The organism is Natronospira sp., from assembly GCF_007134575.1.
In the GTDB taxonomy this organism is placed as follows: Bacteria; Pseudomonadota; Gammaproteobacteria; order Natronospirales; family Natronospiraceae; genus Natronospira; species Natronospira elongata.
The window spans coordinates 1-11,308 of sequence record NZ_SLKM01000003.1 but is presented as its reverse complement, the minus strand read 5'-3'; the positions used below and the strand labels follow the sequence as shown (position 1 = coordinate 11,308).

12 protein-coding genes are annotated in these 11,308 nt (G+C 64.0%); 7 read left to right on the top strand and 5 right to left on the bottom strand.

Features of this window, described 5'->3' with window-relative positions:
* Both ACJWXQ_RS00100 and ACJWXQ_RS00095 read right to left on the bottom strand, forming a co-directional pair.
* Positions 1-247, bottom strand: a 247-nt coding sequence (locus tag ACJWXQ_RS00100; RefSeq protein WP_406671892.1) for an efflux RND transporter permease subunit, incomplete at its 3' end; no start/stop codon positions are given.
* 178 nt (positions 248-425) lie between these two features.
* The gene (locus ACJWXQ_RS00095; protein WP_346050670.1) at positions 426-1,445 is read right to left on the bottom strand and encodes an efflux RND transporter periplasmic adaptor subunit; all 1,020 of its coding nucleotides are present in this window, start codon (positions 1,443-1,445) and stop codon (positions 426-428) included.
* A 223-nt stretch (positions 1,446-1,668) separates the two neighbouring features.
* Here ACJWXQ_RS00095 and ACJWXQ_RS00090 point away from each other — a divergent pair, with 223 nt between their 5' ends.
* Together ACJWXQ_RS00090 and speE are read left to right on the top strand one after the other, a co-directional pair.
* Positions 1,669-3,237, top strand: coding sequence for an AbgT family transporter (locus ACJWXQ_RS00090; protein ID WP_346050563.1), 1,569 nt, complete (start codon positions 1,669-1,671; stop codon positions 3,235-3,237).
* Between the two features lie 121 nt (positions 3,238-3,358).
* Positions 3,359-4,237: a polyamine aminopropyltransferase gene (speE, locus tag ACJWXQ_RS00085; RefSeq protein WP_346050562.1), complete on the top strand. Its 879-nt coding sequence runs from the start codon at positions 3,359-3,361 to the stop codon at positions 4,235-4,237.
* Between the two features lie 13 nt (positions 4,238-4,250).
* Here the strand turns inward: speE and ACJWXQ_RS00080 are convergent, their stop codons facing one another.
* Both ACJWXQ_RS00080 and ACJWXQ_RS00075 read right to left on the bottom strand, forming a co-directional pair.
* On the bottom strand, positions 4,251-4,658 hold the full coding sequence (locus ACJWXQ_RS00080) for a DUF4124 domain-containing protein (RefSeq protein WP_406671891.1): 408 nt from the start codon (positions 4,656-4,658) through the stop codon (positions 4,251-4,253).
* Between the two features lie 34 nt (positions 4,659-4,692).
* A complete protein-coding gene (locus ACJWXQ_RS00075; protein WP_346050560.1) occupies positions 4,693-5,031 on the bottom strand; it encodes a P-II family nitrogen regulator in 339 nt (112 codons plus the stop codon).
* Between the two features lie 184 nt (positions 5,032-5,215).
* Here ACJWXQ_RS00075 and ACJWXQ_RS00070 point away from each other — a divergent pair, with 184 nt between their 5' ends.
* The 5 genes from ACJWXQ_RS00070 to ACJWXQ_RS00050 all read left to right on the top strand — a co-directional run bounded on the left by ACJWXQ_RS00070 (position 5,216) and on the right by ACJWXQ_RS00050 (position 10,721).
* Complete coding sequence (locus ACJWXQ_RS00070; RefSeq protein ID WP_406671893.1) at positions 5,216-5,473, top strand: accessory factor UbiK family protein; 258 nt, start codon at positions 5,216-5,218, stop codon at positions 5,471-5,473.
* A gap of 39 nt (positions 5,474-5,512) precedes the next feature.
* A complete protein-coding gene (locus tag ACJWXQ_RS00065; protein WP_346050558.1) occupies positions 5,513-6,280 on the top strand; it encodes a DUF4168 domain-containing protein in 768 nt (255 codons plus the stop codon).
* A 130-nt stretch (positions 6,281-6,410) separates the two neighbouring features.
* Positions 6,411-7,361, top strand: coding sequence for a hypothetical protein (locus ACJWXQ_RS00060; protein WP_346050557.1), 951 nt, complete (start codon positions 6,411-6,413; stop codon positions 7,359-7,361).
* 26 nt (positions 7,362-7,387) lie between these two features.
* The gene (locus tag ACJWXQ_RS00055; protein WP_406671890.1) at positions 7,388-9,058 is read left to right on the top strand and encodes a serine hydrolase; all 1,671 of its coding nucleotides are present in this window, start codon (positions 7,388-7,390) and stop codon (positions 9,056-9,058) included.
* 136 nt (positions 9,059-9,194) lie between these two features.
* Positions 9,195-10,721, top strand: coding sequence for a YifB family Mg chelatase-like AAA ATPase (locus ACJWXQ_RS00050; protein WP_346050555.1), 1,527 nt, complete (start codon positions 9,195-9,197; stop codon positions 10,719-10,721).
* 30 nt (positions 10,722-10,751) lie between these two features.
* Here the strand turns inward: ACJWXQ_RS00050 and ACJWXQ_RS00045 are convergent, their stop codons facing one another.
* Positions 10,752-11,075: a hypothetical protein gene (locus ACJWXQ_RS00045; protein ID WP_346050554.1), complete on the bottom strand. Its 324-nt coding sequence runs from the start codon at positions 11,073-11,075 to the stop codon at positions 10,752-10,754.
* Positions 11,076-11,308 lie beyond the last annotated feature (233 nt).

Below are 11,308 nucleotides of genomic sequence, written 5' to 3'. Positions count from 1 at the left end.
TGCGTTCCACCACCCGGGTCACCTGCTGTTCCATGACTTCCGGGGCCACCCCGGGATAGTTCACCGTGACCCGGATCAGCGGGTTCTCGATCGTGGGCAGGAGGTCGATGGGCAGACGATCCAGAAAGAAGGAGCCCAGCACGAACACCACCGAGGCAATGGCCAGGGTCCCGACCGGCCGACGGATCGCGGCATTGGTGATCCCGCGCCGCCCGCCACTGCGTTTTTCAAGCTTCTGCTCGCTCATGGCCACATCTCATTCCAGTCACAAAACCCGATTGGCGGCACCCACGGTAGGCGGAGAGGGGGCGGTGCCCCTTTCAGGGCTGTGTGAGGCAGGATGCCGAACCCAGAGCGTACAGGGATGTATCCATAGCGTCCCTGAACGGGGCATCGCCCCCTCTCCGCCGGGACCAAGCCGCCAATCACCCCCGCCAGCCGACGATGTTCACCGCCTGACCATCGCTCATCTCGATGGGATTGGTGGCCAGGACAATGTCGCCTTCCTCCAGGCCAGACTGGATCTCGGTCCAGTTGCCCCGGGTGACCCCGGTTTCCACCGTCCGATGGTGGAGGCGGTCGTCGCGGACCACATAGACATAACGTTTATCGTCCTCCTCGCCGATGGCGCTGGCCGGCACCGCCAGGGCATCGGGGCGACGATCCACCGCCAGTCGAATCCGGGCCAGGAATCCCGGCCGGACGCCGGCATCGGCCGCCTCTTCAGGCAGGGACACCTCCACCCGGATCAGGCGACTGCCGCTCTCGGCGGTGGGGAAGATCCGTCGGATCTCGCCTTCAAAGGGATTGTCCGGCATGGCATCCAGGCTGACGGGCACCGCCTGACCTTGGGAAAGGTGGACCACGTCCAGTTCGGAAACGCCCGGGCGAAGCACCAGACGAGTCATGTCCACCAGCTCGAAAAGGGCATCCTGGGCGCTCACCGCCTCGCCGGGCTCGATCAGGCGATCGGAAATCACCGCATCGCGCGGGGCCAGGATGCGGCCGAACTCCAGCCGGGTCTCCCACAGCAGCACCTCGCTCCGCGCCGCCCGCAGCTCGGTTCGGGCTCGCTGGTATTCCACTTCGGTGACATCGCCCCGCTCCAGCAGGCTGGCGGTCCGCTCGTATTCCAGCTCCGCCTCCTCGCGCCGCGCACTGGCCCGTTCCAGCTCGGCCTCTTCCTCGGACATATCCAGTTGCGCCAGCAGGGCACCGGCTTCCACCCGGTCCCCTTCCTCGACAAAAACGGTCTGCACCAGACCGCTGGCCCGGCTGGCCAGGCGGATGCGGGTGTAGGGCTCCACCGCCGCCGACAGGCTGATCTGGCGGGACAAGTCCCGTGGCGTCACTTCCACCGCGGCAATGGGCGTCTGTCGCTCGGCGGGACGGTTGTCGTCGTCATTGCCATTGCTGTCGCCGTTGTCCGCACAGGCGCTCAGCATCAGCAGGCAGAGGGAAAAACCGCAGAGGAGGGATTTGGGTCGGCAGAGCACGAAGGACTCCCCTTGGTTGACGGAAATTGACCGGGTACGGACCGGCTGACCATTCAGATTGCGACTGCCCCGGAGGCCTCAGGTTCCCGCTTTCCTTCGCGGGCTGCTATGCTTGGCCGCTTTGAGGCCCTTGAGTGTTCCCGAGACACGCTTTTACTGCAACAGGTGTTCCATGAGTGATCAACAGGTAACAGGGACCAACAATGGCGGGCTGATGGACCGCATTCTCGACAAGGTCGAGCGTGCGGGCAACAAGCTCCCGGATCCGGCGATGCTGTTTGCATCCCTGCTCGCGATTGTCTGGATTCTCTCCCTGATCTTCTCCTTCTTCGAATTCACCACCAAGATTCCGGGCACCGACGACCCGGTGAGGGTGACCAACCTCCTGGCCGGGCCGGAACTGGCCCATTTCCTGTCCAGCATGGTGACCACCTTTACCAGCTTCGCCCCCCTGGGCGTGGTGCTGGTGGCCATGCTGGGTGTGGGCGTGGCCGAGCGCAGCGGGTACATCAATACCGCCATCAAGATGCTGCTCAACACCACGCCCAAGCTGTTGCTCACCCCCATGCTGATCCTGGTGGCGATCATCAGTCATACCGCCGTGGATGCGGGTTACGTGGTGGTGATTCCCCTGGGCGGTGTGATCTTCTATGCCGCCGGCCGTCATCCCCTGGCGGGGATCGCCGCGGCCTTCGCCGGTGTCTCCGGGGGCTTTTCCGCCAACTTCGTGCCCTCGGCCATTGATCCGCTGCTGATGGGCTTCACCGAATCCGCGGCCCAGATCGTGGATCCGGAGATTCAGCTCAACCCCCTCAACAACTGGTTTTTCACCACCGCCTCCTGCCTGGTGATTGTCGCCGTGGGTTGGTGGTTGACCGATCGGGTCATTGAGCCCCGTCTGGCCAATACCAAGATCGATGGCGACGAGGATGACATGCCGGTGATCGAGGAAATCGATCGCAAGGACCGTCGCGCCTTCTCCATCGCCTCCTGGGCGATGCTGGGCGGTCTGATCCTGCTGATCTGGTCGGTGTGGCCCTCCGATTCCCCCATGCGTAACCCGGATGGGGAAATGGCCGCCTTCGATGCGCCCCTCATGCAGTCGATCGTGCCCCTGATCTTCCTGTTCTTCCTGCTGCCGGGGGTGATCTACGGTTTTGTCGCCGGCACATTCAAGACCAGCAAGGATGTGATCAATGCCATGAGCAAGACCATGGAGGGGATGGCCTACTACATTGTCATGGCCTTCTTCTGCGCCTTGTTCATTGAGGAGTTCGGGCGTTCCGGCCTGGGTGTGCTGCTGGCCGTTGAGGGGGGTAACTTCCTCCAGGCCCTGTCCCTGCCCGGGCCCGTGACTCTGGCCGGCATCGTGGTGCTGGTGGCCTTCCTCAACATCTTCATGGGTTCGGCTTCGGCCAAGTGGGCGCTGTTGGCCCCCATCTTCGTGCCCATGCTGATGCAGGTCGGCTTCAGCCCCGATCTGACCCAGGCGGCCTATCGTGTGGGTGATTCGGTGTCCAACATCATCACTCCGCTGCTGCCCTACTTCCCGCTGGTGGTGGTCTACTGTCAGCGCTATGTGAAGGGCACCGGCATCGGCACCCTGGTGTCACTGATGCTGCCCTACTCGGTGGTCTTCATGGTGGTCTGGACCGCCTTCCTGATTGGCTACTGGCTGATCGGGGACCTGATTGGTCTACCGCTGGGTCTGCAGGCCAACTACGTCTATCCGGCGCCCTAAGCCACGCCGTTTGGATGTCTGTGCATGGCCCCGCCGAAGTGCCCTTCGGCGGGGCTTTTTCGTACAATGGGCCCGGTCGCTGATGATCAATCGCCAATCCCCGATGCCTGGAGCAAAGGACATGACTGTGGAAGTGAAACGGGATGACAGCCAGTGGTTCACCGAGCGGGCCGACGAGGCCGGCATGGGGCTGCAACTTCGCATTCGCGGCAAGCTCCATGAGGAGCAGAGCGACTACCAGCGCATCGAGATCTACGATACCGAGGCCTTTGGCCATCTGATGGTGATTGATGGTTTTGTCATGCTTACCGAGCGCGACAACTTCGTCTATCACGAAATGATGAGTCACCCCGTGCTCTTTACCCACCCCAATCCCCGCCGCGTGGTGATTATCGGCGGGGGTGATTGCGGCACCTTGCGGGAAGTGCTGCGCCACCCGGGGGTCGAGGAAGTGGTTCAGGTGGATATCGATGAGCGGGTGACCCGCCTCTCCGAGCAGTATTTTCCCGAGCTCTGCGAGGCCAATGATGATCCCCGTGCCCGCCTGCTGTTCGACGACGGTGTGGCCTGGATGGGCAACGCCGCGGATGCCAGCGCCGACGTGATCATCGTCGACAGCACCGACCCCGTGGGGCCTGGGGAGGGGCTGTTCAATCGCGCCTTTTACGCCCAGTGTTGCCGCGTGCTGGATGAGGGTGGCCTGCTGGTACAGCAGAGCGAGTCACCGCTGCTGCATATGGACCTGATTCAGTCCATGCGTCAGGCCATGATCGACAGTGGGTTTACCGCCTGTCACAGCCTGCAGTTTCCCCTGCCCACCTATCCCAGCGGCTGGTGGTCCGCCACCATGGCTTCAAAGGGGGAGGGTTTTGAGGGATTTCGTGAGGCGGATGCCGCCGCGCGGCCGTTCCAGACCCGCTATTACAGTGTCGAGGTCCACCAGGGCGCCCTGGCCATGCCACCCTTCTTTCTCAGGGCCACCGGCCAGAAGCCGCTCTGAAGGGGGCAGGCCCTCAGTCACAATAGCGCTCGATCTGCTCCTCGATGCGGTTCATCTCCGCCTCGGCGACTTCAGGCTCGAGCTCGATCTCCTCGCCGTCGGCGTCCACCTGGTAGAGGACATCCGCGTCCCGGTACTCTGCCAGGCGCTCCCGCATGCCCTCGCATTCGGCCTCGCTCAGCCGTGGCCCCGACCGATCGGCGGCATCGTTGTCGCCCTCATCGGCATCCTCGTCAAGCGTGCTGGGCCCCGAGCGAATCTGGACCCGTTCGGCCTCGTCCTCGTCATCCGGCGGCGTGTCCGAGAAATGCACATTGCCGTCCTCGTCCACCCAGCGGTAGACCTGTTGCGCGCTCAGGCTGCCGGCAATGAGGGCGGTCAGCAGCAGGGTCATGAGCAATAGCAGAATACGATGTTTCATGGTGTTCTCACCCCTGGGATAGTCCGGCTGGACGCTAGAGCGCCTCGCCGTCGGTTTCCCCGGTTCGGATACGAATGGCCTGGGCCAGCTCGTAAATGAATATCTTGCCGTCACCGATCTTGCCCGTGCGGGCCGCGTTGGTGATCGCTTCAACCACGCCATCGGCCATTTCGTCGGGTACCGCGACCTCGATCTTCATCTTGGGCAGGAAATCGACCACGTACTCCGCGCCCCGATAGAGCTCGGTATGGCCCTTCTGCCGTCCAAAGCCCTTCACCTCGCTGACGGTGATGCCCTGGACCCCTACTTCGGACAGGGCCTCCCGAACATCATCCAGCTTGAAGGGCTTGACGATGGCTACCACCATTTTCATGCCAATTGACTCCTCGCTTGGGTCTCACAGGTCGCCGGCAAGCCTGGCTCAATCCATTCTGCGAAGGAATGCCCCAATGCGCAAGCCGATGGCCCCTGCGGGCCGGCCCATTGGGCTGGTGGCTGGGACCGTTCAGCCCCTATACTGGGATGCCGAAAACCGCCACAGGGAGTGCCAGCTCATGGTGTTCGATCCCCGCAAGCTCGACGACATTGCCCGCCAGCTGGCCAACAGCCTGCCCGAGGGCCTGCGCCATCTGCGCGATGATGCGGAGAAGAATTTCCGCGAGGTGCTCCAGGGCGCCCTGTCTCGCCTCGACCTCGTGACCCGCGAGGAATTCGATGCGCAATCCGAGGTGCTGGCCCGTGCCCGGGCCCAATTGGAGACCCTCAGCGAACGGCTGGAGCGTCTGGAAAAGGAGCAGAGCGCGCCACGGGAGTGAAGCTGAAATATTGACTGATCAGATCAAGCAAGGGGGGGTATGGGCATTTTATGCCGTCTTGGCATGGGCCTGCTGCTGACCCTGGTGATCAGCGCTGAATCCATCGCGGACGAAGACCGCGGCAACGGAGAGGAAGTGCCTCTGCAGCTGGATGCGGTGGAGGCATTGGGGATGCCACCTTCCGTCACGCAGGAGGTTGCGCTTCGCGCCATTTACGTTGCCCTGCAGACCTCGCGCAGCAATCGAGAGGAAGACCGACACCGGGTGGTCTGTCGGCACCAGCCGGTCGCCGGTACCCGACTGCCCCATCTCATGTGCGGCACCAATGCGGCCTGGCGGGCGAGTAACTCCCTGGGGGAAGGGGAGCTGGACATCGCCCAGGCGAATGCCCTGGCGACCTTGGAGGATGGCGGCATCTGGGTCTCGGAACGACCGGTCAGCCTCAATCAACTTGAGCGGGCCTTCAGCCGGCTTCGTGATCTCGAGCGCAGCGAGGCGCTGATCAATCGCCTGTTCAGCCCGGAAGAGCAGTTGCCCGATGCCATGGTGGATGGCAGTGCCGCCCGGTTTGCCCGCGCCCAGGTGGCCCTCGATGTCATTCGCCTGGATTGGCTGCCCAAACTGGACGAGGCAGTGGATGAGCGGGCGCGGGCCCGACTGGTCGAGCGCATGGACGCCGAGCTGGTGGAAGAGCTTGAACGTCATGGCTTCGGGGTGGACGCATTCAACGCCCTGGCCGAGGAAATCGAGTCCGATGAAACCCTGCGGGCCTATGTGGCCGAGCGGGTTCACGAGATGCAGGACTAGGGCGCAGTGATCAAGCTGTTGGCAAAGGAAGCTGCGTTCCCAAGCCCTCCGCCGCGGCAATGCTTGACTTAGGTGATTTGCTGTACTAAAACGGTAAATATACTCGTTTGACACTTGGGAGGTCGGGATCATGCAGCGCAGTAAAATTCATTGCTTGGCAGCGGGCCTGTGTCTGGGCCTGGCAATGTCGGTGTCGGCCCTGGCCAGCGAGCCGGTCGAGCTGGCGGACGGCAGCGAACACGCCGGCAATCTGGAGACACGCAACAGCCCCATCCGTATCGGCGACGACGCCAGCGTTGATGGCAACGTGGAAAGTCGCAACGGGGCCATCAACATGGGCAAGCGGGTGACTGCCCGCGATGTGCGCAACCGCAATGGCAGCATCGTCGCCGGAGAAGGCGGCAGCTTCCGGGACGTGGATGCCCGTAACGGCAGCATCGGCCTGGGTGCCGATGGCGAGGCTCGGGACGTGTCCACCCGCAACGGCGCCATTACTCTTGGGAGCGGTTTCAAGGCCCGTAACGCCCAATCCCGTAACGGCGGCATTGCCCTCTACGAGGGTGCGCGGATTGAGCGCAATGCCGAGACCCGCAACGGTACGATCCAGCTCCGCGAGTCGGCCCATGTGGGTGGTCGAGTGCAGAGCCGTAACGGCAGCATTCATCTGGCCGAGGGCAGCCAGGTGGACGGCGAGCTCGGCACCCGCAACGGCAGCATCCGTCTGGCGGGCGCCCGGGCCGGCAGTGATGTGGTGAGCGCCCGGGGTGATATCCACGTCCTCGCCGGCTCCGAAGTTCATGGCAAGGTGGTGATCCATCTCCACGAAGACATGGGCGGGCGCCGCGGTGGCTTCCTCTGGTTTGGCGGCAGTCGCCAATACGGGGATGCCGGCAGCATCCATGTGCAAGCCAGCCATATCCATGGCGACATCGTGATCGAATTGCCCGAGGACTATGACGGCGACGCCCCGTTACTCAGGATCGATGCAGACAGTCGCGTGGACGGCCGGGTGCGGGTGGATGCCCGCGTCGAACTGGAAATCGCCGATGAAGATCGCATCGGCGGTGTTGAGCGAATCTAAGCGCGTACCGATCGGGAGGGGGAACGATGAGAAGGGTCATTTATCCGGGGCTCTGCCTGTCACTCCTGCTGTTGCTAACGGCCTGCGCCAATGGTCATCAGCCCTCGCCCTATCAGGCAGCCATGGAACAGGCCTATGCCCCGGACCAGCCGGGGGCGACGGCCGTGGTATCCCGCGAGGGGGAAATCCTCTTTCAGGGTGCCGCCGGCCTGGCCCATATGGAATTGGGGTTGCCGCTGGAAGCCGAGCATCGACTGCGCCTTGCCTCGGTTAGCAAGCAATACACCGCGGCCGCCATCCTCAAGCTTGCCGATGAGGGCAAGCTGGCCCTGGATGACCCGCTGGAGCGCTTCCTTCCGGACTATCCCCAGGGCGAGGTCACCGTCCACCAGCTCCTCAATCACAGCTCCGGGATTGCCAGCTATACCAGCATCCCCGGTTACATGATGGATGAGCGTATCCGTCGGGACCTGGGTACCCACGATCTGATCCAGGTCTTCGCCGATCGTGAGCCGGACTTCGAGCCCGGCGAAGACTGGCTCTACAACAATTCCGGTTACGTCCTCCTCGGTGCCATCATCGAGGAGATCAGCGGCAAGCCGTGGCATGAGTACATTCGCGAGGCCCTGCTGAGCCCGGCCGGCATCAATGAGACCGGTTACTTCAGTCATGAGGAGATCGTGCCGGGCCGGGTCCCCGGCTATCAGGCCGGTGAGACGGTAAGCAACGCCCCCTGGATCAGCATGAGCCAGCCCCATGCCGCCGGTGCCCTTTATGGCTCGGCCATGGATGTCGATCGCTGGCAGCGGCGCCTGCACGGGGGCGAGCTGCTTTCCGACGAGCATTACCAGGCCATGATCCGCGCCGACGAAATCGCCACCGGCGTGGTCAACGGTGATGACTACGGCTACGGCCTGATCCTGGGGGAATGGCGGGACCAGGACCTGATCCATCACGGTGGTGGGATTCACGGCTTCAATACCTACGCCATGTATCTGCCCGAATCGGCACTGTCGGTGGTGGTGTTGAGCAACCATGCCGGCCATGAACCCGCACCCGCGATCATGGCTCGGCGACTGGCCGCCATCGCCCTGGGTGAGCCCTACCCGGTAGAGAAGGAACGAATCCAGGTGGACCCGGACCGGCTCGACGAGCTGGTGGGCACCTATGAGATTGAGGAAGGCGTGATTCGCACCCTGCGTGTGGACGAGGAGGGCCGTCTTATCAGTCAACGCCAGGGCGGCCGCGCCTTCCCGGTGGAAGCGGTCAGCCCGGATCGTTTCGTCTTCGCCACCAGCCTGAGCTATTTCGATGTCGAGCGGGATGGAGACGGCCAGGTCGTCGCCCTGCGATTCCATCAACAGGGTGCGCCCGACTATGAGCGGGCGGAAAAGGTCAGCGACGACATCCTTGAGCCCGAGGCCATTGAACTGGACGAGGCGCAGATGGAACGGCTGACCGGCCTCTACCAGATTCAACCCGGCTTCACTTTGCGTGTGTTCATTCATGACGGTGGGCTTCACGCCCAGGCCACCGGTCAGGGGCCGGTGCCCTTGGAAGCCACCACCCCCAGCCGCCTGCGCAATCAGCAATTCGGTCTGGAGCTGGTCTTCGATCTGCCCGAACACGGCCCCGCCGATAGCCTCACCCTCCATCAGGCCGGCCAGGAGATTCCGGCCCCGCGAATCGAGGAGTGAGGAAGCGCTGACCCATTCATTCGAGGCCCGGATCAGAAAAACCTTACAGACCAAGCCAAGAACTTCCGGCGGCAGCGCCGCGGCTGAATTGGCAAGCTGAGTCCCCGCGAATCGCAGAACAACAAAGGGGGACAGGATGCGACTGGCGACGGTACACAGCCGTGCCTCGGTGGGGGTCGAGGCGCCGGCAGTGCGGGTGGAGGTACATATCGCGCGGGGACTGCCGTCCCTGTCCATCGTGGGGCTGCCGGAGGCCGCGGTGCGCGAAAGCCGGGACCGGGTGCGGGCGGCGATTGCCAATGCCGAGTTCGAATTCCCGCGTCGGCGCGTGATTGTCAATCTGGCCCCGGCCGATCTGCCCAAGGAAGGGGCCCGCTTTGATCTCGCCATCGCCCTTGGCATCCTCGCCGCGGCGGGCGAGATTCCCGAGGCCGCCATCGAAAAGCGCTGCTTTCTCGGCGAGCTGTCCCTGTCCGGCGAGCTCCGCCCCGTGGGCGGCATCCTGCCCGCCGCCTGTGCCGCCGGCGAGGCCGGCCAGCAGTTGATCGTGCCCGAGGACAACGGCCCCGAAGCGGCCCTGGCCGCGGCCAGCGACAGTCGTGTCGCTGACAGCCTGCTGACGGTGAGCAATGCCCTGATACGCGACAGCGAGCTGCCCCGAGCACGGCGCGCCTCGACGGTCACCCGCACCGGGCTGCCTGACCTTGCCGACGTCCGCGGCCAGCACCAGGCCCGCCGCGCCCTGGAAGTGGCCGCCGCCGGCGGCCATTCCCTGCTCTTCATCGGCCCGCCCGGCACCGGCAAGAGCATGCTGGCCTCGCGCCTGCCGGGCATCCTGCCGCCCATGAGTGACGCCGAAGCCCTGTCCTCGGCGGCAGTGGCCTCGGTCAGCGGGGAAGGCCTGGACCCGGCGCGCTGGAAGCAACGCCCTTTTCGCTGCCCGCACCACACCTGTTCGGGGGTGGCCCTGGTGGGTGGCGGCTCCACGCCCCGGCCCGGTGAGATCAGTTTGGCCCACCATGGGGTGCTATTCCTGGACGAATTGCCGGAGTTCGACCGCAAGGTGCTGGAAGTGCTGCGCGAGCCCATTGAAAGCGGTGAGATCCACATCTCCCGGGCCGCCCGCCGCGCCACTTTCCCGGCCCGTTTCCAGCTGGTGGCGGCCATGAATCCCTGCCCCTGCGGCTATCTCGGCGATCCGAAAATGGCCTGCCGCTGCACCGAGGAGCAGGTGATCCGCTACCGCAACAAGATATCCGGGCCCCTGCTCGACCGCATCGACCTGCAGGTGAGCGTACCCCGCCCCGACCGGAAACTGCTGCGCCCGGACGCGCCTCCGGGCGAATCCAGTCTCGCCGTACGCCAACGGGTGATGGCCGCCCGCGAGCGCCAGCATCATCGCCAGGGTGTGACCAACGCCGCCCTGGACAGCAAGGGCATCGCGGCCCACTGCCGCCCGGACGAAGCCGGCGGGCGTCTGCTGGAAAACGCCATGGATCGCTTCGCCCTCTCCGGTCGCGCCTACCACCGCATCCTGCGCCTGGCCCGCACCCTGGCCGACCTTGAGGACAGCGACGCCATCACCGCCACCCACGTGGGCGAGGCCATCCAATACCGCAGTCTTGAGCGTGACAGTCGGGAAGGGCAGGTGCTGGGTGCATGAGCCAAGCAATGGCTCGTGTCGGGTGCTGGCTCAGCCCCCTGGCAGGCCGTCGGTATGGCGGATGTCGTAATGGGTCACATCGGTGGGCATTTCCACCAGGAAGTCCTGTTCCTTCTGGTAGTAGCGGGCGCGGTCGACCTTGCCACCGGTGAAGGCCTCGATCGCTTCGCGGCTGTCCCAGACGGTGAGGATGACGATCTCGCTGCGGTTGTTGGGCAGGTCCCGGGTCATCACCATCACCCCGTGATTGCCCTTGAGTCCGGTGTGGGCCTTGATCCCGGTCTTCTCCATATAGGCCAGGTATTCGTCGCGTTTGCTGGTGGGGGTGACACCACGCCATTCCCGAAGAATCATTCGCGCTCTCCTTCAACTGTTGAGCCTTCGTCATTCCAGCTTAGCATTATCGGGGCAGATGCAAAGAATCGCCTCAGGCCCTATGCTGTAGGCTTTCCGATTCACCAAGAAAACCAGATTATCCTGTGAGGGGCGAGCAATGTTGAAGGGGCTGGAGGAAAGACTGGGCCTGAAAATGATCCCGGCGGTGTTTTACACCTCGGCCATTCTGGCGATTGTCTTCGTGGCAATTG